Origin of the sequence: Bradyrhizobium sp. in8p8 (assembly GCF_000426845.1) — a bacterium.
GTDB lineage: Bacteria > Pseudomonadota > Alphaproteobacteria > Rhizobiales > Xanthobacteraceae > Bradyrhizobium > Bradyrhizobium japonicum_C.
Window position 1 is genome coordinate 1 of record NZ_AUGD01000005.1, and the last position, 22,754, is coordinate 22,754.

A 22,754-nucleotide genomic window follows, 5' to 3' on the forward strand; every position below is an offset into this window, starting at 1 on the left:
GGCCTGATCGGGACATCGGTGTCGGCGCTGTTCCTGCTCGTAATCGCAGCCATCAATCTCGCCATCTTCGCCGGCCTGTGGCGGACGTTTCGCACGGCGCGCGAGCAGGGCCTTCACGATGCCGCAGGTCTCGACAGGCTGCTCGCCCATCGCGGCCTTCTCGCGCGCTTGCTCGGCCCGATGTTCCGCCTGGTGACCAAGCCTTGGCACATGTATCCGCTCGGCTTCCTGTTCGGCCTCGGCTTCGACACAGCGACCGAGATCGGCCTGCTCAGCATCTCCGCCAGCGAAGCTGCGCGCGGTGCTTCGCTTGCCGATATCCTCGTCTTCCCGGCGCTGTTCGCATCAGGCATGGCGCTGGTCGACACTGCCGATTCCGCGTTGATGGTCAGCGCCTATCGCTGGGCCTTCGTCGATCCGATGCGCAAGCTCTGGTACAACCTCACGATCACCGGGGCCTCCGTCGCAGTGGCGCTGTTCATCGGCGGGGTCGAGGCGTTTGGGCTGATCAGCGACCGCCTCGGCCTCTCCGGCGGCATGTGGACGCTGGTCGAGAGCCTCAACGAGTCGCTTGCCGATGTCGGCTTCGTGGTCATCGCGCTGTTCGCGGCCGCCTGGCTCGTCTCGGTCGTGCTCCATCGCCGCATGTTCGCGGATGACCGGCGCGCTTCGCCCGAAGCTGGAGCAGGCTTTGATGCGACCGAGGCGGTTGTGATGAGGCGTACCTGACGCCGCAGCTCAGAGCGAAGCCGCGCTCTGTACCTCTTCCACCGGCAGATCGTCGCCGTTGGGATCGCCCGGTGCCGTCGCCCAGGCCAGTTCCACCAGCGTCACGATCCGGCGTCCGCCCCCGTCGAGCTGGACGACGATCAGGCCCTGCTCCTCCATGTAGCCGAGCAGCCGCTGCGCGCGACGTAGCGAATGCGAGCCGTAGGCACGGGCGATCGCCGCGTCGCCGGGACAGGGCCAGCCTTCCTTCGCCGCACGCGCGATCATCATGAACACGCCCTGCATGTCGTCAGGCAGGATCGAGGCGCGCAGCGACACATCCTGCCAGGCGTCGTCCTCGGCAAGCTCGGTGCCGAGCCCGGCGCGCGCATGCGTCAGCATGCGGCGAAACTCGTTGAGATCGGGCACCGCCGCGCCGAGGCCCTCGATACGGCAGCGGACCACGAATTCCTGATAGAGCACGCCGATGGCGCGGAACCCGGCGTCAGGCTCGGCCAGCACGGCACGCAGAGTCCGATCCACGCGCTCGCGCCGCTGCGCGAACTCCTCGGCGCTGACCGGCACCTCGACCACCTCGGGCCTGATCTCCGCTGTCGCGGCCGTCCTTGCGGCACGCAGCTGCTCGAGCAGATCGGGAGCGGGCCTGCGCTGCGGGCGCCTGGCATCGGGCGGCGGCGCGGCGAGGATCACGGCGCGCGCATCCTCCAACGTTGCTTCCGGCAGCGGCATCAGCCGCGGCGTGGAATTGCGCGGGCTGGTCTCGGTCGGGCCGATGTTCAGACGCAGCGGCCGGCGCGACAGCGCAGGTCCCAGCGCCATGAACTGTCCACGCTCGAGATCGCGAAAGGCTTCGGCCTGCCGTCGTTCCATGCCGAGCAGGTCGGCCGCGCGCGCCATGTCAATGTCGAGGAAGGTCCGACCCATCAGGAAGTTGGAGGCTTCCGCGGCAACGTTCTTGGCGAGCTTGGCCAGCCGCTGGGTCGCGATGATACCGGCAAGCCCGCGCTTGCGGCCGCGGCACATCAGATTGGTCATCGCGCCAAGCGACAGCTTCCGCGCCTCGTCCGAGACTTCGCCGGCGACCGCAGGGGCGAACAGCTGCGCCTCGTCGACGACGACGAGCATCGGATACCAATGGTCACGGTCGACGTCGAACAGGCCGCCGAGGAACGCCGCGGCACGGCGCATCTGGTTCTCGGCATCCAGCCCTTCGAGGTTGAGCACGGTGGAGACGCGATGCAGCCGCGCGCGCTCGCCGGCGACCTGAAGGCCGCGCTCGGTGTGATCCTCGGCCTCGATCACGAGATGGCCGAAGCGCTCCGCCAGCGTGACGAAGTCTCCCTCGGGATCGATGATGGCCTGCTGCACCCACGGCGCGCTCTGCTCCAGGAGCCGCCGCAGCAGGTGCGATTTGCCCGAGCCCGAATTACCTTGCACCAGGAGGCGGGTCGCCAGCAGTTCCTCGAGGTCCATGGCGGCCGCGGCGCCTGCCGTGGTCTGCCCCATCTCGATTGCAACTGTCATAACGTCGACTCAAGTCCTGTCATCTGCGGACAGCGGCTTACCAACCGCGCCGGGGCGCGTCGAGCGTTACGGCGCTAATCAGGCCGCGTTGCCCACGGCGGAGTTCAGGCGCGATGCAACAACCGTAAGAGTGCGGGCCGATACGGCGCTTGGGGATCGTCATCCTGGTTCTCTGGGATCGCAGGAGCCGAATTCCTGCCTGATCCGTTCGATCTCGGCGATGCGCTCGTGCAGCTGCCGCAGGTGTTCTGGCGATGTCGCCCGCCGGAACCGGAAAGTATCGGCAGTCAGCGGCAGGAACGCTGTTCCGAACGGCGTAGGCTCGATAATGATGGTGCTTCCAAGCAGCAGGAAACGGTCTGCGCTGAAACGACAAGAGTTGCATAGGGACACTCGTCGTCAACAGTGACATCGACAGCGTCCTGGCTGAAATGCACGACGAGGCCGGCCTTCTCGGGAACCAGCCGTCTTCGAGATGGCCTTGCAGTCAGGCGCAGGTGAACGAGCGGCAGATGACGGCAAGACACAGGACGTAGACGTAGATTTGTCACGGCGATGCGGAGCACGGCCGCCGCAATCGGGATCTCGCTGACGCGGGACCGATCGCCAGCCGCAACACCAGTCGCGAGCAGATAACCGCAAGCTCCGCCGCAAGCAGAAGCAAGGAGCGCGCCATGCTCTGGCGCGACCGGGGCGCCCGCTGCCTCAGGCGTCCGGACCTAGTCACGCCCAACCGCGCGGTCAGGCTCGTCGCCGTGACAGGCCTGATCTGGCTTCAATCATTCCTGATCGCCTGATCGCCCGCATCCGGAAGCCACCCTATTACTGCGCGCCGGATCCGCCCTGCACGATCTTCTCATTCAGCTTCTGGTCTACCGTCTCGACCGTGCGGTCGATCTCGGCGTTGGGCATGCCGAGCTGATGCGAGATCAGCTTCACGAGGAGGTCGACGCGCTCAATGAAGGGTGCGCCGCTCGCGACTGCGCGCGCGGCCGACGACGGCTTGAGCAGGCTCTCGGCCGCCTTGGCATATTTCGCGAACGGCACCTGATCCTGCGGATCGGCGCCGAGCCGACGGGCAATCGCGTCGACGTGATCGTAAATCGTCTGCGAACGCTTGAGATCGCCGTGCACGGCATCGCGGATCGACTGCGGCTCGTTCGGTGTGATGCAGCGGTAATTGCCGGTGAGCAGCATCGACCATTTTGCCAGCGGTACGAATAGCGAGTCGAACACCTTTAGCTTCACGGGCACGTCATGGCCGTCGAGCGTCACCGCGTCGATATCGGCCTCCAATTCGCGCAGCAGCTTGTTGTGCTTCTCGTCGGCAAAGATCGATGCCTTGAAGTTGGTGGGTAGCCCGACATGAAGCACGTTCGCGGCTTCTTCCGGCGGACGGAATGCCTGGGGGTCGGGCGAGCACAACGTTACCAGGCCCGGCTCGAACCGCTCCCACACCTGCGCATTGGTGTAGGCCTCTTCGAGATCCATGCCGGCGAGCGCCGGAATTCGCTTCAGATAGGGCAGCGGCGGCATGTTCATGATCGACAGGCACGGCAGTTTGGCCGCCGCAATCTTGACCATGAGAACGCGCACCGTGTGGTTGGTGTATTGCGGCTCCTGCATCGCAAGGGCCACCAGGTCGTAACGTGACAGATCGACATTGGCCGGCGTGACCGCATCAAGCTTGCCGGGCAAATCCCGTGAGAGGATCGCACGGTGCACCGCCTCGTCCCGCAGCTTGATGCGCACCTCGGTACCGTCGCGATTGATCAGCTCCGCTGTCTTGGCGCGGCAGACAAGGGTCACGTTGTGCCCGGCCATGAGCAGCTTCGTGCCCAGCAGGGAGCCGTAAGAAGCTCCCAGAATCAATATGTTGCGCGCCATGCTCCGTCCCTTTGACGATTTGTGCGGTTCTTGAGCCCGGGCTGTCATCCGCGGGCGAGTTGCCGGCATGTAAAGCGAAGTCCGCGGCGATGGCAACTGGGATAATGCATACAAGGCCGCGCTGGGCCGCCGGGGACAGAACACGGACAGGGTATTCCCGAGAGATCGCAACCGCGCGCCGATGAATGGCGCCGAAAGGCGCGTCTCGTTCATTCCGCGACGCGTGGGTATCTGTGCCGAACTTGCGAGCCGCGCGTGGGCAAGGCCGTGGTCCGGGCCGCCTTCGCTAAACGTGATCGCTGGCCAAGGCCAAGGCCTGTTGCTCCACCGTTGCGAGCGCCCGCCTCAGCCTTGGCCCGCCACGCGCGCGCGGTCGAGATGCTGCTCGATCTTGGGGCGGTCGCGCGTGCGCTCGAAACTCGTGCAGAGCAGTTCAGTCTCCTCGAGCGAGATCGGAGCACGATAGAGCCGACACATGAACTCGGCGGTCGTTCGTCCCTTGCCGGTGCTTGGGCTGCGCTCGGCGAGAAACATGCAGTCCCGGCAGATGCTGGCGTCGAGACGCTGATGGGCCGCATCGAGGTGATTGAGGATTTCGCGCAGCGAGTCGCGCAGCCTGATACATTCGTCGGTCCCGAGTGCCGCGACGGCATTCACCACATGATTGATCGGGTCGTGCTGGCTCAGGCATTTCTCGCCCTGGGAGGTGACGTGCAGGACGACGGAACGCTTGTCCTCATGCGACGGCTTCCGCACCAGAAAGGACTTGCTCTCCAGAGTCTTCACGATCTGCGATGCAGTCGCCCGGGTGGCGCCGATGAAGCCGGCAAGCGCGGACGGTGTGCGCGAAAACCTGTTGGCGCGGCCAAGAAAGCGCAGCGCCATCCACTCCCGGTCGCGCAATCCATGCTGATTGCCTTCGAAATACCAAGCCCTCGCCGCCTGAACCAGCAGCTCGACGGCTTCTCGCGCCAATGGCATGAAATCTACCCCGCCCCCGGAACTTCGTCCACGGCGTGCCGAAGCCGCTTTGTGCCCTGCGTGTTCGACGAGCCTGTCGTGTCGTGCTCTTGTTCGAAGGCATGGACCGCGCCGCGGCCGATCTCGGCTGATAGGCGTCGCCTCGCTGGGAGCGCGAGGCCGTGTTGCCGATAGTATGCCGACGGCGTGTTCGTCGCGCGGGAGCCGAGATTGCCGTCGCCGGCAGACGGTGGATCGGAGTAGTTCAACCGAAGCCCCCAAAGCTCAAGTCATAAGCAGACGTTTCTTGTATTCCGTCGAAACGATGAATGAGCTTCTCAACAAAATCAAGTCGAGACACTCGCGCAGACTGGATGTCACCGCAGGCGAATGTAACGTTCAAGACAATCTCGCTCTTCCGGACACATGATAGTGAACGCAATCGCTGCGCATCCAGTAACGTGCGCTCAACGCTACGACCGTTTGACTACACGGCATGTTGCTGTCTTTCATCGACGCAAACTGATTGAAGCTTGTGCATGACGACGATGTGCGTCCGTACTTCATCCACAACTTGTGCGCTTCTGCCGGAAAATCGACGGGGAATTCGGAGGAATTGCACGTATTGGTTGTTGTTGCCCGGTCTCACAGAATCGTCCACCGAGTGCGTGCGCCCGGTCACGCGTTGATCTGATCCGAATGGTGGGTGCGCTCATGACGGAAATTTGTGATGAATGCCCGCGCGCATGCGCCGGGGGCGTAGCGACATGCGCAATCTCCTGTCGAAAACTCGTGCAAGACGGACGGCAGGCGGCTCCTGGGCGTGGCCCCGTCCTCCTTACCTGCTACTCGCCCTTGAGGGTATCCCGCAGCTCGCGGAACGGATCGGCGCTCGGCGGAGCCGACGCGCCCTGCCGCATCGCGTCGTAGATTCGCGGGACCATGTCGACGGCCTGGTCGAGGCCCGAATCGCGCCCCGATTGATATCCACCCATCAGGCGAAGGTCGCGCGTGTCCTCGTATTTCGCGATCATGGCGCGCAGCTTGCTCACGAGCTCCCGCTCCTCGGGATCCCAGACGTTATGAGCGAGGCGCGACACCGAGGCCAGAACGTCGACGGCCGGATAGCGCGCCTGATCGGCGATGTGCCTGGAGAGCACGATGTGCCCATCGAGTGTGCTGCGGATGGTGTCCGCGATCGGCTCGTTGTGATCGTCGCCATCGACCAGCACGGAGAAGATCCCGGTGATGGTGCCGGCTCCCTCCTCGCCGGGGCCGGCGCGTTCAAGCAGGCGCGGCAGATCGGTGAACACCGTCGGCGCGTAGCCGCGTGCGACCGCAGGCTCCCCGGCTGCCAGCGCGACCTCGCGGGCGGCATGGGCGAAACGGGTGATCGAATCGACCATGAGCAGGACCGATTCGCCCCGGTCGCGGAAGTATTCGGCGACTGCCATCGCAGTCTTCGGCGCCAGCCGCCGCATCATCGGGCTTTCGTCGCCTGTCGACACGATGGTGACGGCACGGTGGCGGTCGGGGCCCAGCACGTCCTCGATGAACTCGCGCACCTCGCGGCCGCGCTCGCCGACCAGTGCCAGCACGACGGTGTCGAAGCCCTGGCTGCGGGCGAGCATCGCGAGCAACGTCGATTTACCGACGCCCGATCCGGCAAAGATGCCGACGCGCTGGCCGGCGCAGATTGGTGCGAACAGATCGATCACGCGCACGCCGGTGCGCAGCGGTTTGTGCACGCGTGCGCGCTTCATCGCTGAGGGCGCCTCCGCCTCTGCCGAGACCGCCTGCGATCCCTGGGTGAGGGGTCCCAATCCGTCCAGCGGTGCGCCGACGGCGTTGATCACGCGGCCTTTCCAACTCGGATCGGGCGCGAACGACAGGGGGGGCATCCGGTAAGCGACCGAGCCGAGTCCGCCGCCAAACTGCCGGTCGAATGGCTTGGCAACGATGCCGTCATTGTCGATCCGTACCACCTCGCCGATCTGGCGCTTGCCGGCGGAGTTGACGCCGATGAGCTCGCCGAGCTTGACGAAGCGCGAGAGGCCGGAGACGCGGAAATGCGTCGGCGCGATCTCGGAGATTGCGCCGCTGACGCTTGCCAGCGGAGTGCTCTGCTGCAGCTCGAGCAGCGCCCATTCGAGTTGCCGAAGAGCGTTCAAGGAAACCGTCCACTTCAATCTCAATGCGCACGAGGCGCGATCTATTTGCCGGGTTCGCCGAGCGCCCGGATGGCGTTCTGGAGCGAGCTCTCGGTGCCCTCGATCATCGAATTGGTGCCGTCGAAGGCGCGCGAGGCCGCGATCAGCCGCGTCAGTTCGAGCATCGGATTGGCCCCGGAGCCCTCGACATAGCCTTGCTTGAAGCCGTCCCGGGAGAAATCTGCAATGGCCGTCGCGGGCCGGTCGGGCGTCACGCCGGAATTGCCGTAGCGCTCGAGGTTGGCGTCGGCCGGAATGTTGAACAGGCCGATGGTGCCGATCTCGTTGTTGTCCTGGGTGATGGCGCCGCTGCGCGCGATCGAGATCGGTCCGCCGTTCGGGTCGAGCGTGATCTGCGCGCCGCCGGAATCGACGACCGGAAAGCCGCTCACGGTCTGGAGATCGCCGTTGGGGGCGATCTGGAGACGGCCGTCACGCGTGTAGACCGTGCCGTTCGGACCGGCGAAGGCGATCCAGCCCTGTCCGACCACGGCGACATCGAGCGGGTTTCCGCTTTCGGTGATGTTGCCCATCTCGCGCGAGATGACGTTGTCGCCCGGCGAAGAGAACGCCACCGCAGTAGGGCCTGCCTTGGACAGCACGGTTTCGAACTTCACCACGTCGGTGCGGAACGCCGCCGTGTTGACGTTGGCGACGTTGTTGGCGATCGTCTGGAGCCGCTTCTCGAGTGCAACTTGCGCCGACAGACCCACGTAGAGAGCCGATTGCATCGCTTACCTGTTGAATTTGATGTTCTGAAGGGTCGTCAGCACGTTGGTGTCCATGCTGATCGACGTCGCGGCGCCGGCGATCAGGACCAGGGCGGGGTTGGTTGAGCTGTCGTTCCGGGCCTGGGTCGCATCCCACATCGCCGCAAAGCGCTGCACGAATTTGGTGATCTTGGCCGGATCCTGGAAGTCGGTGAGCTCGATCTTGCTCGCGATCATCTTGGCCTGGGCGTCGATGTCGGCCGAACTGATCGTCGCCGGCAGGCCGAGTGCGGTCTGAACGACCTGCGTCAGCGCCTTGTCCGCGAGGATCTGATAGGCGGTCGTGATCGTGGAAGCCTTGCGGGTGAAGTACAGCGCCAATCGCAGGCCTTCGTTCTGATCGCCGGCCTTCTCCTCCATGGTCTGCGTGACGTACTGGGTCGCCGTTCCGGTCGTGGCCGCGGCGGTCTGGGTCGCCTTGTCGCCGAGGGCGGCGAAATTGAAGGCGGTGGCGAATTGCCGGTAGCGGGTGTCGGTCAGCTTGTTGGCGAAGGCGTCCTTGCTCGTTACCCCCTCGGTCAGCACCTTGCGCATGAACGCCTTGGCATAGGTCATGTCGCTGAGGCCATAAGCCTTCATCGCATAGGAATACAGACGATAGTCCTTCAGGAAATCGTCAATACTCTTCACGTTGCCGATATGGCTGAGGAAATAGTCGGTCTCGCGGCTGACATCCGGCTGCTTCGCCACCTGCGTCAGCGACTTGCCCATGTCCTTGGTCAGCCTGGTGTAGTCCGCGATGGTGGATAGCATGACACGAGTCCTCTGGCCGCTGCTGCGGCATCGTCTCAAGCTGCCCCGAATTGCTTGCGCGGGGCTGGCGATACCGAAGCCAGCTTCGCGCAAGCGTCGCCAACTAGATATTCCCGGTGGGATCGGCGATGGAGCGGCGCGTTGGGCAGTTTCGTGGGGATTTTCATCACGGTAGCGGCGCTGCTCGGCGGCTTTGCCGCCATGGGCGGGCATCTGGCCGTGCTGATGCAGCCGTGGGAGTTCGTAATCATCATAGGCACCGCCGTCGGCACCTTCATCCTTGCCAATCCGTGGAAAACGGTCGTCGACAGCGGGGTTGCCTGCATTCAGGCCATCACCAATGCGGTGCCGGGGCAGCGCTATTACCTCGATCTGCTGGGAGCACTGCATGCGCTGATGCGCGAGCTGCGAGGCAAGGGCCGTAACGAGGTGGAGGCTCATATCGACGATCCCTCCTCGTCCGAGATCTTCAAGGCATTCCCCAGCGTGCTCGGCGACCCGTCACTGCTTCAGTTCATCTGCGACTATGTTCGCCTCATCATCATGGGCAATGCGCGCACGCACGAGATCGAAGCGCTGATGGACGAGGAGATCCACACCATCGTAAAGGGCAAGCTCGCACCTTATCATGCATTGGTGACGGTCTCGGAGGCGTTGCCTGCGCTCGGCATCGTCGCCGCGGTGCTGGGCGTCATCAAGGCAATGGGCGCGCTGGATCAGTCGCCGAAGCTGTTGGGCGGCTTTATCGGTGCCGCCCTGGTCGGCACCTTTGCCGGCATCTTCCTGTCTTACGGCATCATCTCGCCCTTCGCGGTGAAGATCAAGATGATGCGCGAGAAGAAGTGTCGGCCCTACATCATCGTCAAGCAGACGCTGCTGGCATTCATGAACGGTGCCATGCCGCAGATCGCCGTCGAGCACGGACGGAAGATGATCGCGAGCAGCGAGCGGCCCTCGATCGACGTTGTCGAGAATGAGACCATCGCAGGTCCCAAGCCGGTCGCGACCGATGCCGAACCCAAGGCTGCGCGCGCATGATGATGGAAGACGCCGAAGTCGATCAGCGCAAGCAGCTGCCGAACTACCTACTGGACGCTGCCGGCATATCGATCGATCGTATGCCGATGCTCAATGTGATCTTCGATCGCATGGCGGCATCGTGCACCGACAGCCTGCAGCCGATGGCCGGCACGCCTTGCTATTTCTCGGTCAACGGCATCACCAACGATCGTGTCGGCGATATCATCAAGGACTACGAGGCCAATGCCGTCGCGGCGGTGCTCTATGCCGAGCAGTGGGACTCCCGAATCATCATCATGCTCGATCGTGATTTCTTGTTCACGATGGTCGAGGCGATGTTCGGTTCCGACGGCGCCGAACCGCCGCTCGATGTCGAGCGTTCCTTCTCGAATATTGAGCTTCGGCTCGTACAAACGTTGTTTGAAAAGTTCGCCAAGGCGCTGCAATCCGCCTTCGCCGGCACCTCGAACGTCACCTTTCGCGTGGAGCGGGTCGAGACGGCCATGGCTTCGCTGGCGATCGGGCGGAGCGGAAACATGTCGATCTGCGCGAACATCATGCTGCAGGCGCTCTACCGTGGCGGCCAGATGTTCCTCATCATTCCGCACTCCGCGCTCAATCCGCTCCGCCAGAAGCTCGCTCACGTCGTCGTCAGCGACGGTCGAGCGGCCGACCCACGCTGGCGCGAGCAGATGGAAAGCGAGGTCCAGCGGACAGTGGTGACGCTCAGCGCCGTGCTCGACGAGAAAATGGTGACGCTCGAGGATGTTGTGAAGTTCAAGGTCGGGCAGGTGCTCGAGCTGGAGGCCACGCCACGCACGCTGGCTCGTCTCGAAAGCAACAACCAGGTGCTGTTCTGGTGTCAGATCGGCCAGCTCGATGGCTATTACGCCATGCAGGTGGCGGATCCCATCGATCAGAAGCGGGAGTTCGTTGATGATATCCTATCTCGTTGATGTGGTGCTGCTGATTGCGCTCGCCTTCACCAGCATGCGGGTGACCAGGATGCACCGCGAGCTGGCGCGGTTGCGCAGCTATCAGGGCGAATTCTCCACCATCGTGCATGAGACGGCGGGTGCCTTCGATACAGTGATCACCGCGGCGCAAGATTCCACGGCAAATCTCGGACGGCTCGCCAACGTGCTGAGTACGAAGATCGATCAGGCCCACGATGTCATCGCGGCGCTCGATGCGCGGAGCGGGCCCGCCTCCGCCGCGCCCGCAGGCGGGGCCGACTTGGACAAGCATTGAGCCCCAGCCGGCGAACGAACACGATCGGAACGCCAGGGCGTTCCGGGAGCAGAACGACCAAGAGGCGATACCAGATGGCGCAATCCTTCGACTATGAGTCTGCACCTGCATCGGCAGAGTCCGAGACGTCTCCGCTGGAGCGGCTGGCGGAGATCGCCCAGCGCACGGCCGAGGAGACCGGCAAGTTCGCCAATGTCGATGCCATCCTGCGCATTCCCGTCACCATGCAGGTGGTGCTCGGCTCCGCGACCATTCCCGTGGCAAACCTGATGAAGCTCGGACGCGGCGCGGTGGTTCCGCTCGATCATCGGGTCGGAGAGCCCGTCGACGTCGTCGTCAACGGCCGCATCGTGGCCCGCGGCGAAGTGGTCGTCGTCGAGGAAGACAATTCCCGCTTCGGCGTCTCGCTCACGGAGATCGTCGGACCGCTGGGGCAGGGTGATACCTGACCATGGCGGCACCGGTCGGCATCGCTCCCGTCAAGCAGCGAGGCGTTACCACGCTGGGCGGCACGGAAAAGGTCGCCGCGCTCCTGCTGGCGATGGGCCGGCAGGCGGCGGCGAGCGTGCTGCAGCAGTTCGAGCCGCAGGAGATCCGCATCGTCACCAAGGCCGCGGCGGAGCTGCGGCCGATCACCGCGCAGGAACTCGAGGGAATCGTCGAGGAGTTCGCCCAGCAGTTCTCGATGGGCGCCAATATTCTCGGCACCCTTGGCGGCCTGGAGGCCGTGCTTGGCGACGTCCTTCCGGCCGACCAGGTTTCGCAGATCATGTCGGATCTGCTCGGCAATTCGAGCCGGTCGGTGTGGGACCGCGTCTCGTCGGTGTCCGAGAACTCGCTGGCGAGCTACCTGTCCAAGGAGCATCCCCAGACCGCGGCGCTGATCCTGTCGAAAGTCAAGCCGGCCTGTGCCGCCAAGGTCATGAGCCAGCTGCCCGCGAGCCTGCGCAACGAATTGATGCGGCGCGTTCTGAGCCTCAAGCCGATCGTCGACGATGCCATGCGCATCATCGAGAAGACGCTGCACGAGGATCTGACGCTGAACTTCGCCCGCAACCTCGGCGCCGACACCTACGCCCGCGTCGCCGATATCATCAACAAGATGGAACGCGGCCACATCGAGGACATGCTGAAGAGCCTGTCGGAGAAGCGGCCAAAATCGGCCGAGGTGCTCAAGGAGCTGCTGTTCACTTTCGACGACGTGATCAACCTGACGCCGAAGGCGCGCACCATGATCTTCGATCAGGTGCCGACCGACCGCATTGTCGTTGCGCTGAAGGGCACCGACAAGCATTTCCGCGAACTGATCCTGTCCTCGGTCGCCTCGCGCGTCCGCCGCGTCGTCGAGCACGAGCTTGCCATCGGCGAGCCGTCGAACCAGCGCGACGTGCTGGAGGCCCGACGCGTGATCACCGATCTTGCACTCGACCTGGCGGAGAAAGGTGAGATCGAGCTCAATCCGGAGCAGGAGGATGAGCTGGTCTTCCGCTGACCGCTGAACGGGCATGGCAGAAAAATCCGATCAGGAGAGCAAGACAGAAGAGCCGACCGAGAAGAAAGTCCGTGATGCGCTCGAGCAGGGCAAGATTCCGGTCTCTCGGGAGGCGTCCATTTTCGCCTCGATGGCCGCGCTGATGGTGATCCAGGCATTCCTGATCGGCCAGGGCGTGCAGCGATTGACGCCGACGCTGAAGAGCCTTCTCGACGATCCCGAGGGCTTTCCCCTCTCTACCGGGGCGGATGCGCAGAACCTGCTTACCGTGGTCGGTCTCCAGGCGCTGCGTTTCCTGGTGCCGCTGGTCGTCATCCTGGCGGTGTTCGGGCTCGCGGCGTCGTTGCTGCAGAACACGCCCCGTCTGGTGCTCGATCGCATCAAGCCGGATTTGGCCCGAATCTCTCCGGTCAGCGGCTGGGGCCGATTGTTCGGAACGCAGGGCATGATCGAGTTCGCCAAGTCGCTGTTCAAGCTCGCCGCGGTTACGGCCGTCGTCGCCTTCGTGCTACGCTCGTCGGAAGCGAAGGCGTTCGAGGCGATGTACACCGATCCGGTCGCGCTGCCGGAGATGATCCTCAGTATCGCGATGCGAATCGTCTCAGCGATCTGCATTGCGACGATCGTGCTGGTGGCGATCGATCTCGCTTGGGCGCGCTTCCACTGGCGGCGCGAGCTGCGCATGACCAAGCAGGAGATCAAGGACGAGCACAAGCAGGCGGAGGGCGATCCGCTGATCAAGGCGCGCCTGCGCTCGCTGGCGCGTGACCGCTCGCGCCAGCGCATGATCGCCTCGGCCTCGCGTGCGACGCTGGTCATTGCAAATCCGACACACTTCGCGATTGCGCTGCGTTACAAGCGCGAGGAGAACGCAGCGCCGCTCGTCGTCGCCAAGGGCATGGACGTGATCGCGCTGAAGATCCGTGAAGTTGCCGAGCAGAACCGTATCCCCGTCATCGAAAACAAGGCGCTGGCGCGCGCGCTCTACGAGGCGGTTCAGGTCGACCAGGCGATCCCGACGGAATTCTTCCGGCCCGTGGCCGAGATCATCTACTTCCTGCAGTCGAAGCAGGCGCCGCGGACCGAGAAGGTCCAGTAGGTCTTCTGATGGCGGTCCGGCCATCAGCTTGACGAAAGCTTAACGGCCTAGGCTGCTCCCGAATGAATCAGAATGGGGCTGTCGTGGGACCGCTTTATCTCTTCGAACTCGCATCGTCGCAGGCGCGCTACCTCGAGCTCCGCCAGTCGACCATTGCCACCAACGTCGCCAACGCAAACACGCCTGGCTTTCGGGCTCGCGACGTCGAGCCCTTCAACAAGGTGCTCGACGGCATGCCGGTGAGGCTTGCGACGACATCGCCGTCGCACATGCAGCTATCCGCAACCGAGACCGACACGCGGAAGACTGCGAAGAGGGACAGCTGGGAAGTGGTTCACTCCGGCAACTCCGTCAGCCTCGAGCAGGAGATGATCAAGGGCAGCGACGTCAGCCGCGACTATTCGATGAACTCGGCGATCGTGCGGTCGTTTCACCGCATGGTCCTGTCGAGTGCAAAAGCCTGAGGTGAACTGACATGCTGGACTCCCTGCAAGCGTCATTGACGGTCGCATCCTCAGGGCTCGAAGCGCAGTCGACGCGCATGCGCATCGTCTCGGAGAATCTTGCGAACGCCACCTCGACGGGGCGCACCGCCGGTGCTGATCCGTATCAGCGCAAGACCATCACCTTCGATGCCGCCATGGACCGAGCTTCGGGCGCGCAGCTCGCGAAGGTCAAGGAGATCGGGGTCGATACCACGCCGTACCGCGTGGAGTACGATCCAGGACATCCTGCTGCCGACAAGGCCGGCTATGTCAAGCTGCCGAACGTGAACATGATGATCGAGATGGCTGACATGCGGGAAGTCAACCGATCCTATGAGGCCAATCTCCAGGTCGTGAAACAGGTGCGATCCATGCTCGGCATGACCATCGACCTCCTGAGGAGCTGACAATGCTTGAGGCGATCTCATCCACTGCGATTTCCGCCGGGCAGGCGGCGTCCCGCGCCACCGAGACGCAGGTCGCCGCGCCCGCGGCGACCACTGCAATCCAGACCGGTGACGAGGTTGGCTTCGAATCTGTGATGAAGCAGGTGACGAACGACGCGATCGGGACGCTGAAGGCGGGCGAAGCAGCCTCGATCTCGGCGATGCAGGGCAAGGAATCGACGCGTCGCGTCGTGGAAGCGCTGATGTCGGCCGAGCAAGCGCTGCAGACGGCGGTCGCGGTTCGCGACAAGGTGGTGCAGGCCTATCAAGAAGTGGTTCGGATGTCGATCTGACCTGAAGGAATGAATTAAGTGAAATCGCTCGCCATTGCGGCCACGGGCATGAACGCCCAGCAGACCAACATCGAAGTCATCGCGAACAATATCGCCAACATCAACTCGACCTCATACAAGCGGGCGCGGGCGGAGTTCACCGATCTGTTCTACCAGATGGACCGCATGCAGGGCGTCGCGAACGTCAACGGCTCTTCGCCGATCCCGGAAGGATCCAATCTCGGTCTCGGCGTCAAGTCCGCGGCGATCCGCAAGCTGCACATCCAGGGCGCGCTGACGCAAACCGGCAACCCCTACGACCTTGCGATCAACGGTCGCGGCTGGTTTCAGGTGCTCGGCCCCAACAACGAGGTGCAATACACCCGCGCCGGCTCGTTCAACACCAATGCCAACGCCCAGCTCGTCACGATCGACGGCTATCTCCTCGATCCCACGATCACGGTGCCGCAGGGAACGGTGGAAGTCACGGTCAACGCCACCGGCCAAGTGTTTGCCAAGCTGGACACGGAAATCAACCCGCGGCAGATCGGCCAGCTCAACCTCGCCAATTTCGCCAACGAGGCCGGCCTGGAGCCGCTGGGCGGAAATCTCTATCGCGAGACCACGGCGTCCGGCACACCGGTCGTCGGGCTGCCCGGCGATGCCGGCTACGGCAAGATCAATCAGAAATACCTCGAAGCGTCGAACGTCGACCCAGTCAAGGAGATCACCGAACTGATCTCGGCACAGCGTGCCTACGAAATGAATGCCAAGGTCATCCAGGCCTCGGATGAAATGGCCCAGACGGTCTCGAAGGGCATGCGCTAGTCCCGGTGTTTTGATGTTGAACAGGGTGGGCCTGATCATGCGCGGGTTGGCCGCCGTGCTGCTGGTTCTCGGCGCGACGCGGGCCGCTGCGGCCGAGGAGAAGCGGCTTCCCGTGCCCGCCGTCTCGATCCGCGCCGGCGAACTGATCCGGGAGGAGATGATCACCGAGCGCGCCTTCGCGCCGACCCTGCTCGGGGTCGCCATGTTCATCGAGGGGCGTCAGGTCCTGATCGGCCGCATGGCGCGACGCGCGCTGTTGCCGGGCCAACCGATCCCGACCAATGCGGTGGAGGATCCCTGGACAGTCGCCCGCGGCGCCACGGTCAAGGTCGTGGTCGAAGACAGCGGATTGTCCATCGTCACTTATGGCTCGGCGATGCAGTCAGGTGCCGCCGGTGCGCTCATTCCGGTACGCAATACCGACACCGGCGTGATCATCAGGGGCGTCGTCCAGCCGGACGGCACCGTCAAGGTCGTGGACGGCTCATGACCCGGCTCCTGCTTGCGCTCGTCCTGCTCGTGTCGGCCGCCAGCGCCCAAGCTGCGGTCCGCATCAAAGACATCGCGGACATCAAAGGCCTGCGCGAAAACCAGATCGTCGGCTATGGCCTGGTCATCGGCCTGAACGGCACGGGCGACACGCTTCGCAATGCTCCCTTCACGGAACAGTCCCTGCAATCGATGCTCGAGAACATGGGCATCAATGTCAGGAACGAGGCCACGAGCACCAATGCCCCCCTGCGTCCGACCACGCTGCGCACGCGCAATGTCGCTGCGGTCATGGTGACGGCGGACTTGCCGCCCTCGATTGGGCCTGGAGAGCGCATGGACGTTACCGTCTCGTCGCTCGGCGATGCGACTTCGCTGCTCGGCGGCACGCTGGTCATGACATCGCTGCGCGCGGCGGATGGCGCCGTCTACGCGGTGGCGCAGGGCGCGATCACGGTCGCCGGCTACAGCGTCGGGGGGCAGGCGCAGAACGTCAGCCAGGGCACGCCGACCGCGGGCCGTATCCCGAACGGTGCGCTGGTCGAACGCGAGGTGCCGGGAAGCCTCCACGAGATGGAGTTCCTGGTGTTGCAGCTGAAGAACCCCGATTTCGTCACCGCAACGCGCATCCTCGACGCCATCAACCGCTACGCCGGCGGACGCTACCGTGCGCAGATCGCGTTCGAGCGCGACTACCGCACCATCGTGCTCTCGAAGCCGCGTCACATCGGCCCCGTCCGCTTCCTCGCTGAGATCGGCGAGCTGGCGGTGGAGCCGGACACGCCGGCGCGGGTCGTGATCAATGAACGCACCGGCACGGTCGTGATCGGGCGCGACGTGCGGATCTCGACCGTTGCCGTGACTCACGGCAATCTGACGGTTCGCGTCACGGAGATGCCTGTCGTGTCGCAGCCGGCGCCATTCTCGCGCGGGCAGACGGTGGTCGTCCCGCAGACCATGGTCGAGGCAAACGAGGCCGGAGCGCAAGTGGCGATCCTGAGTGGGGTCGATCTCCAGCGCCTCGTGCGCGGTCTGAACCAGATCGGCCTGAAGCCGTCGGGGATCATCGCGATCCTCCAGGCTATCAAGACCGCAGGCGCACTCCAGGCCGACGTCATCGTGCAATGATGCACAAGCGTCGTGCAAGCTTGGTCGCTCAATGCTCGGGTCTGAAGCGAGAATCGCACGCGCCCCGATGCTGAAGCTGGATCACAAAGCCAAACTCCTCCTGATGGCCGCGGCCTCAGTTCTCGCGAGCGCATCGCCCGTGCTGGCGCTGGAGGAGGCAAAGCCGACCAAGCCGCTCAACCTGCTCTCTTTCGCGCGTGCCCGCGTGGTCCGATCGCAGAAGCCGCAGCTGCCGGCCAGCACGATCACAAGCGACAATGCGTCTGTCCGGGCGACGGCGTGGGCAGCCGAAGAGTTAGGACCCGCGGTCACCGGTGCGGTGCCGGAGACGCCGGCAGCCGCGCCTGCTCCCGCACCGGTGCGTCCGGCGAAGCCCGGCAGCGTCACGGCGCCGCCGAAGCCGGCGGCGGCGCAGGCCGCGCCGGCCCCTGACAACGAAATTGCCCTGTTCTGCAGCAACGTCGCCGATCCCGCCGTCGATGCAAGGCTGGCCTGGCAGCTCAAGGAGCTGGAGAAGGCCGAGAACCTGCTCCGCGAACGGATCGCCGAAGTCGAGGCCAAGCGGGCCGAATACGAGAAGTGGATGGCGCTGCGCGACGACTTCCTGAAGAAGGCCGAAGCGAGTGTGATCGAGATCTATTCGCGCATGAAGCCCGAGGCTGCGGCGACGCAGATCGCGGGCATGAGCGACGAGACCGCCGCCGCCGTGCTGGCCAAGCTCAGCCCGCGGAACTCAAGCGCGATCTTCAACGAGATGGACACGGCGCGCGCGGCGCACCTCGCCGACCTGCTGGGCGGGATGCGTCGGGTAGATGACGGAAAGCCCAAATAGATGAACAAGCCGGTCCTCATCCTCTTGCACCTGCTGGCGTCCGTCGTCTTGGCCGGATGCCTCCATGATCCAGCCGAAGTCCTGATCGGCCCGCAAATGTCGCCTGTCGGCAGCGGCCTGAGGACGCCGGCGGATCCGATCCCGGTGACGCCGCGCATGCGCACGCCCGTCAGCTATCGCTCGACCTGGGACGACGGCACCGATCTCTTCCGGGATCCCCGCGCCCGGCGCACCGGCGACGTGGTGACGGTGATCATCTCCATGCAGGACAAGGCCAAGCTCGACAACAAGACCGGCCGCTCCCGCGATTCCCAGGTCAAGTTCGGGCTCGACTGGCTGATGGACGTCGCCGGATGGAACGACACGGGTTCAGCCAATGCCAATCTCAGCACCAACACCCAGATCAAGGGCAATGGCCAAATCGACCGCACCGAGGACATCAAGTTGTCGATCGCGGCGATCGTTACTGACGTGCTGCCGAACGGCAACATGATGATCAGCGGCTCGCAGGAATTTCGCGTCAACACGGAAATGCGCGTGCTCAACGTCGGCGGTATCGTGCGCCCGCGCGATATCTCGCGGGCAAACACGATCACGTATGATAAGATCGCCGAGGCGCGCGTGTCCTATGGCGGGCGCGGAAATCTGTCGGACGTACAGCAGCCTGGATGGGGACATCGGATCTATGACGCCGTGGCACCATTCTGAGGCTCGGCCCGGTCGGTTCGCGACGCGACGGCAGGAGACACCATGCGCCTGATCGCCTCCATCCTCGTGCTGACACTGATCGCGATCGGCGCAGGCGCCGTTGCCGGCCTGCATCTGATCGCGACCGCCGAGCGCGTCGCCGCTGACGCGAAGAAGAGCGCTGCGCCCCCGCCGATCGCGTCGAGCTACGCCGGCAGCGCGCGGCTGAGGAAATTGTCACCGATCGTGACCAATCTCGCCGCGCCGGCAAACAACTGGGCGCGAATTGAAGCCTCCATGGTGACCGACAGCATGAGCGACGAGGACGCGGGCATTCTGGCCGCCCACATCAGTGAGGACATCGTGACCTATCTGCGGTCGACGACGGTTGCGCAGTTCGAGGGATCGCGCGGACTCCAGCATCTGCGCGATGATCTGACCGAGCGCGCCAACATCCGCTCGGCCGGCAAGGTGCGCGAATTGATCATCGAGACGCTGGTGATTCAGTGAGAGTGAAAATCCTGCTGCTGGCGTTGATACTGGTGGTGCTGCCCGAAGCGGCGTCTGCACAGATTCCGGACCTGAATTCCTTGTTGCCTCCGGGAAACGGCTCGACCAGCGGTCGGATCATCCAGCTGATGGCGCTCATCACCGTGCTGTCGGTGGCGCCGGGACTGCTCATCATGGTGACGAGCTTCACGCGATTTGCGGTGGCGTTGTCCTTCCTGCGTGCAGGTCTCGGCCTCCAGACCACGCCTGCCAACCTGGTGCTGATCAGCCTCGCGCTGTTCATGACTTTCTACGTGATGGCGCCGACCTTCGACAAAGCGTGGGAGTCCGGCGTCCAGCCACTGATGAAGAACGAGATATCCGAAGAGCAAGCCTATCTGAAGATCACCGATCCGTTCCGCGAGTTCATGCTGGCCCATGTTCGGGACAAGGATCTTCAGACCTTCGAAGCACTCGCCGCGGAGAGCTTCCGCAAGAAGTTCGACGACAAGCGGGTCGATCTGCGCGTGATCATTCCGGCGTTCATGATTTCCGAGCTCAGGCGCTCGTTCGAGATAGGCTTTCTCATCATCCTGCCGTTCCTGGTGATCGACATGATCGTGGCGACGCTGACCATGTCGATGGGCATGATGATGATGCCGCCGACGATCCTGGCGCTGCCGTTCAAGATGCTGTTCTTCGTGCTGATCGACGGCTGGAACCTGCTGGCCTCCGGACTGGTGCGTTCATTCAATTGAGAGCCGCGATGGCGGTCCGACCGGCTGGATATGGTTAAGCGAGACGAGCCGGCTATGGTTAGCGGTTGGTAATCTTAACCATATGATATCATTGCGAAATTCGCGCAGATCTTAATCCGGGAGCAAGATTCGGCGTGCTAGCGATGCAGCACGGCGGGTTGGACCCCACCCACATCAGTCCAAAGGCATGATGCCGCCCTTCCGTACCGGTGAAAGCCCGGTATGTCCCCTCGTGAAAATGTAACGCGTACATAAAGGGACATTCGCAATGTCAAGCCTGCTTACGAACTCGACTGCCATGACCGCACTCCAGACCCTGCGGTCTGTGAGTTCGCAACTCTCCACCACGCAGAACCGGATTTCGACCGGCCAGCGCGTGGCCACCGCTTCGGACAATGCCGCCTACTGGTCGATCGCGACGTCGATGCGCGCAGACAACGCCGCGCTGTCGGCAGTCTCGGACTCGCTCGGCCTATCGGCCGCGACCGTCGACACCGAATACACCGCTCTGACCTCGGTGATCGGCGACAAGGACTCGGGTCTGACCAAGCTCCAGGCGCTGCTGGTCCAATCCAAGACTGCAGGTATCGACCGCACCAAGATCCAGGCGGACATCACTCAGATCCAGCAGGACATGAAGCTGAAGGCCGACTCCGCCACCTTCAACGGCATCAACTGGCTGAGCACGACGACCGGCACCACGCCGACGAGCTTCAGCCTTGTCTCGTCGTACTCACGTGTCGGCGGCACGCCCACGATCGGTTCCATCACCGTGACGACCGCCAACTACACGCTCTATTCGACCACGCAGACCGGCATTCTGGACACGGTGAGCGGCAGTGCTTCCGTCGACACGATCAACATCTCCGCACTGACCGACTCGGCCGCCGACCAGGCCACGCTCGATGGCTACATCGCGCAGGTCACTACTGCGATCAACTCGGTGAGCTCCGCCGCCGCCAATCTTGGTGCCGTCAAGAACCGTATCTCGACCAACACCAACTTCGTGAAGTCGCTGATGGACTCGGTCGACCGCGGTGTCGGTCAGCTCGTCGACGCGGACATGAATGCGGAATCCACCCGCCTCGCCGCCCTTCAGGTCCAGCAGCAGCTCGGCGTTCAGGCGCTCTCGATCGCCAATAACAGCAGCCAGAGCATCCTGTCGCTGTTCCGATAAGACCTCGTTCATGGAGGGAGGGCCGCGCTTCTCGCGAAGCGCGGCCTTTCATTTGACGTGACGCCGCGCGCGCCCAGATTTCGGCTGCCTGTTGCAGTTCGAGCACGGAGCCACAAGCCTCGCACAAGCCTCGCCCGCTAACCTCTCCGCTACGGCAGGTTGGGCCGCGAACCCGCGTTTGCGGGAGCCCAAAGGCATGACGCCGCTCTGCCGTACCGGTGCAAGCCCGGTATGTCCCCCAAAACTCAATTCAATCTCCAAAGGGACATCAAAATGGGTTCTAGTCTTCTCACCAATTCCTCCGCCATGACCGCGCTCCAGACCCTGCGGTCTGTCAGCGCGCAACTCGCCACCACGCAGAACCGCATCTCAACCGGTCAGCGCGTGGCCACCGCCTCGGACAATGCCGCCTACTGGTCGATCGCGACGTCGATGCGCTCCGACAACGCCGCGCTCTCCGCGGTCTCCGATTCGCTCGGCCTGTCGGCCGCGACCGTCGATACCGAATACACCGCTCTGACCTCGGTGATCGGCGACAAGGAATCAGGCTTGACCAAGCTCCAGGCGCTCCTGGTGGAAGCCAAGACCGCGGGTATCGACCGTACCAAGATCCAGGCGGACATCACGCAGATCCAGCAGGACATGAAGCTGAAGGCCAGTTCGGCCACCTTCAACGGCATCAACTGGCTGAGCACGACGACCGGCACCACGCCGACGAGCTTCAACCTGGTGTCGTCGTATTCGCGGGTTGGCGGCACGCCCACCATCGGCTCCATCACGGTGACGACCGCCAACTACACGCTGTACTCGACCACGCAGACCGGCATTCTGGACACCGTGAGCGGCAGTGCGTCGGTCGACACGATCAATATCTCCGCCCTGACCGACTCGGCCGCTGACCAGACCACGCTCGATGCCTATATCGCGCAGGTCACCGCCGCGATCAACTCGGTAAGCTCGGCCGCTGCCGATCTCGGCGCGGTCAAGAACCGCATCTCGACCAACTCGGAATTCGTCAAGACCCTGATGGATTCCGTGGACCGCGGTGTCGGTCAGCTCGTCGACGCCGACATGAACGCGGAATCGACCCGCCTCCAGGCCCTGCAGACCCAGCAGCAGCTCGGCGTTCAGGCGCTCTCGATCGCTAACCAGAACAGCCAGAGCATCCTGTCGCTGTTCCGCGGCTAAGCAGCGCTTTCGACGACGGCCGTGCTCCCTCGGAGGGAGCACGGTCCCGCCATGATCGGCGGACGCAGCACGGGACGAGCCAGCAATCAGCCTCCGCTGCGCGAATTCATGCACTACACCGCGGCCGAGCGCGTCATGCGCCCGAGCGCCGCTTTTGGCTGCGAGACCTATTGCGTCGCGCAATAGTCTTGTAAAATTGCAACGCCTCGCGAGCGAACTGACACATTCCCGGCCCGCGCAACCTTCAGACAAGGTTGGCAGCTGAGTGTCCTCACCATTA

General features: G+C 63.8%; 27 protein-coding genes and 1 pseudogene. 21 read left to right on the top strand and 7 right to left on the bottom strand.

What is annotated here, in order from left to right; translation table 11 throughout:
- The coding region (locus K408_RS0114670) for a HoxN/HupN/NixA family nickel/cobalt transporter (RefSeq protein WP_028145896.1) at positions 1–729 on the top strand (729 nt) is incomplete at its 5' end.
- Between the two features lie 9 nt (positions 730–738).
- On the opposite strand, the gene K408_RS0114675 is transcribed toward K408_RS0114670, so the two are convergent.
- Positions 739–2,253, bottom strand: a complete 1,515-nt coding sequence (locus K408_RS0114675) for a helicase HerA domain-containing protein (RefSeq protein WP_024339314.1) — start codon at positions 2,251–2,253, stop codon at positions 739–741.
- Positions 2,254–2,357: 104 nt separating this feature from the next.
- Positions 2,358–2,767: pseudogene (locus K408_RS43400) on the bottom strand (YkgJ family cysteine cluster protein); the annotation flags it as partial.
- A 160-nt stretch (positions 2,768–2,927) separates the two neighbouring features.
- Between K408_RS43400 and K408_RS43890 the strand changes: the two are divergent.
- Positions 2,928–3,050 (top strand): hypothetical protein, encoded by a 123-nt coding sequence (locus tag K408_RS43890; RefSeq protein WP_283805271.1) that lies wholly within the window; start codon positions 2,928–2,930, stop codon positions 3,048–3,050.
- 25 nt (positions 3,051–3,075) lie between these two features.
- Here the strand turns inward: K408_RS43890 and K408_RS0114685 are convergent, their stop codons facing one another.
- The 5 genes from K408_RS0114685 to K408_RS0114705 form a co-directional block, all read right to left on the bottom strand.
- Positions 3,076–4,140, bottom strand: coding sequence for a ketopantoate reductase family protein (locus K408_RS0114685; protein WP_024339315.1), 1,065 nt, complete (start codon positions 4,138–4,140; stop codon positions 3,076–3,078).
- 345 nt (positions 4,141–4,485) lie between these two features.
- Positions 4,486–5,121 (bottom strand): MarR family winged helix-turn-helix transcriptional regulator, encoded by a 636-nt coding sequence (locus tag K408_RS0114690; protein WP_024339316.1) that lies wholly within the window; start codon positions 5,119–5,121, stop codon positions 4,486–4,488.
- Between the two features lie 824 nt (positions 5,122–5,945).
- Positions 5,946–7,271 (bottom strand): flagellar protein export ATPase FliI, encoded by a 1,326-nt coding sequence (fliI, locus tag K408_RS0114695; protein WP_024339317.1) that lies wholly within the window; start codon positions 7,269–7,271, stop codon positions 5,946–5,948.
- 41 nt (positions 7,272–7,312) lie between these two features.
- The gene (flgF, locus tag K408_RS0114700; protein ID WP_024339318.1) at positions 7,313–8,041 is read right to left on the bottom strand and encodes a flagellar basal-body rod protein FlgF; all 729 of its coding nucleotides are present in this window, start codon (positions 8,039–8,041) and stop codon (positions 7,313–7,315) included.
- Positions 8,042–8,044: 3 nt separating this feature from the next.
- The gene (locus K408_RS0114705; protein ID WP_024339319.1) at positions 8,045–8,833 is read right to left on the bottom strand and encodes a DUF1217 domain-containing protein; all 789 of its coding nucleotides are present in this window, start codon (positions 8,831–8,833) and stop codon (positions 8,045–8,047) included.
- A 141-nt stretch (positions 8,834–8,974) separates the two neighbouring features.
- Between K408_RS0114705 and motA the strand changes: the two genes are divergently transcribed.
- The 19 genes from motA (at position 8,975) to K408_RS43895 (ending at position 22,660) form a co-directional block, all read left to right on the top strand.
- Positions 8,975–9,871: a flagellar motor stator protein MotA gene (gene motA, locus K408_RS0114710; protein WP_024339320.1), complete on the top strand. Its 897-nt coding sequence runs from the start codon at positions 8,975–8,977 to the stop codon at positions 9,869–9,871.
- Positions 9,868–10,809, top strand: a complete 942-nt coding sequence (locus K408_RS0114715) for a flagellar motor switch protein FliM (RefSeq protein ID WP_024339321.1) — start codon at positions 9,868–9,870, stop codon at positions 10,807–10,809. Before motA ends, K408_RS0114715 begins: the two co-directional genes overlap by 4 nt.
- Positions 10,790–11,104 (top strand): hypothetical protein, encoded by a 315-nt coding sequence (locus K408_RS0114720; RefSeq protein ID WP_024339322.1) that lies wholly within the window; start codon positions 10,790–10,792, stop codon positions 11,102–11,104. Before K408_RS0114715 ends, K408_RS0114720 begins: the two co-directional genes overlap by 20 nt.
- Before the next feature lie 74 nt (positions 11,105–11,178).
- Positions 11,179–11,553: a flagellar motor switch protein FliN gene (gene fliN, locus K408_RS0114725; protein ID WP_024339323.1), complete on the top strand. Its 375-nt coding sequence runs from the start codon at positions 11,179–11,181 to the stop codon at positions 11,551–11,553.
- A 2-nt stretch (positions 11,554–11,555) separates the two neighbouring features.
- Positions 11,556–12,596 (top strand): flagellar motor switch protein FliG, encoded by a 1,041-nt coding sequence (locus K408_RS0114730; RefSeq protein WP_024339324.1) that lies wholly within the window; start codon positions 11,556–11,558, stop codon positions 12,594–12,596.
- A 13-nt stretch (positions 12,597–12,609) separates the two neighbouring features.
- Positions 12,610–13,695, top strand: a complete 1,086-nt coding sequence (gene flhB / locus K408_RS0114735; RefSeq protein ID WP_024339325.1) for a flagellar biosynthesis protein FlhB — start codon at positions 12,610–12,612, stop codon at positions 13,693–13,695.
- A 62-nt stretch (positions 13,696–13,757) separates the two neighbouring features.
- Complete coding sequence (gene flgB, locus K408_RS0114740; protein ID WP_029674070.1) at positions 13,758–14,159, top strand: flagellar basal body rod protein FlgB; 402 nt, start codon at positions 13,758–13,760, stop codon at positions 14,157–14,159.
- A gap of 11 nt (positions 14,160–14,170) precedes the next feature.
- Positions 14,171–14,587 carry a flagellar basal body rod protein FlgC gene (flgC, locus tag K408_RS0114745; protein ID WP_024339327.1) on the top strand — a complete coding sequence of 139 codons (417 nt, stop codon included), beginning with the start codon at positions 14,171–14,173 and terminating at the stop codon, positions 14,585–14,587.
- A 2-nt stretch (positions 14,588–14,589) separates the two neighbouring features.
- Positions 14,590–14,919, top strand: coding sequence for a flagellar hook-basal body complex protein FliE (gene fliE / locus K408_RS0114750; RefSeq protein ID WP_024339328.1), 330 nt, complete (start codon positions 14,590–14,592; stop codon positions 14,917–14,919).
- An 18-nt stretch (positions 14,920–14,937) separates the two neighbouring features.
- Positions 14,938–15,726 carry a flagellar basal-body rod protein FlgG gene (gene flgG / locus K408_RS0114755; RefSeq protein WP_024339329.1) on the top strand — a complete coding sequence of 263 codons (789 nt, stop codon included), beginning with the start codon at positions 14,938–14,940 and terminating at the stop codon, positions 15,724–15,726.
- Positions 15,727–15,739: 13 nt separating this feature from the next.
- Positions 15,740–16,216 (top strand): flagellar basal body P-ring formation chaperone FlgA, encoded by a 477-nt coding sequence (gene flgA / locus K408_RS0114760; protein ID WP_080654878.1) that lies wholly within the window; start codon positions 15,740–15,742, stop codon positions 16,214–16,216.
- Positions 16,213–17,343: a flagellar basal body P-ring protein FlgI gene (gene flgI, locus K408_RS0114765; RefSeq protein ID WP_024339331.1), complete on the top strand. Its 1,131-nt coding sequence runs from the start codon at positions 16,213–16,215 to the stop codon at positions 17,341–17,343. The genes flgA and flgI overlap by 4 nt, the downstream gene beginning before the upstream one ends.
- Before the next feature lie 67 nt (positions 17,344–17,410).
- The gene (locus tag K408_RS0114770; protein ID WP_024339332.1) at positions 17,411–18,175 is read left to right on the top strand and encodes a MotE family protein; all 765 of its coding nucleotides are present in this window, start codon (positions 17,411–17,413) and stop codon (positions 18,173–18,175) included.
- The gene (flgH, locus tag K408_RS0114775) at positions 18,176–18,883 is read left to right on the top strand and encodes a flagellar basal body L-ring protein FlgH (RefSeq protein WP_024339333.1); all 708 of its coding nucleotides are present in this window, start codon (positions 18,176–18,178) and stop codon (positions 18,881–18,883) included.
- Positions 18,884–18,925: 42 nt separating this feature from the next.
- The gene (locus K408_RS0114780; RefSeq protein WP_024339334.1) at positions 18,926–19,372 is read left to right on the top strand and encodes a flagellar basal body-associated FliL family protein; all 447 of its coding nucleotides are present in this window, start codon (positions 18,926–18,928) and stop codon (positions 19,370–19,372) included.
- Entirely contained in the window at positions 19,369–20,109 is a 741-nt protein-coding gene (gene fliP, locus K408_RS0114785) for a flagellar type III secretion system pore protein FliP (protein ID WP_024339335.1), read from the top strand. The genes K408_RS0114780 and fliP overlap by 4 nt, the downstream gene beginning before the upstream one ends.
- 268 nt (positions 20,110–20,377) lie before the next feature.
- A complete protein-coding gene (locus K408_RS0114790; protein WP_024339336.1) occupies positions 20,378–21,286 on the top strand; it encodes a flagellin N-terminal helical domain-containing protein in 909 nt (302 codons plus the stop codon).
- 273 nt (positions 21,287–21,559) lie between these two features.
- Positions 21,560–22,474, top strand: a complete 915-nt coding sequence (locus K408_RS0114795; RefSeq protein WP_024339337.1) for a flagellin N-terminal helical domain-containing protein — start codon at positions 21,560–21,562, stop codon at positions 22,472–22,474.
- A 51-nt stretch (positions 22,475–22,525) separates the two neighbouring features.
- On the top strand, positions 22,526–22,660 hold the full coding sequence (locus tag K408_RS43895) for a hypothetical protein (RefSeq protein ID WP_283805272.1): 135 nt from the start codon (positions 22,526–22,528) through the stop codon (positions 22,658–22,660).
- Positions 22,661–22,754 lie beyond the last annotated feature (94 nt).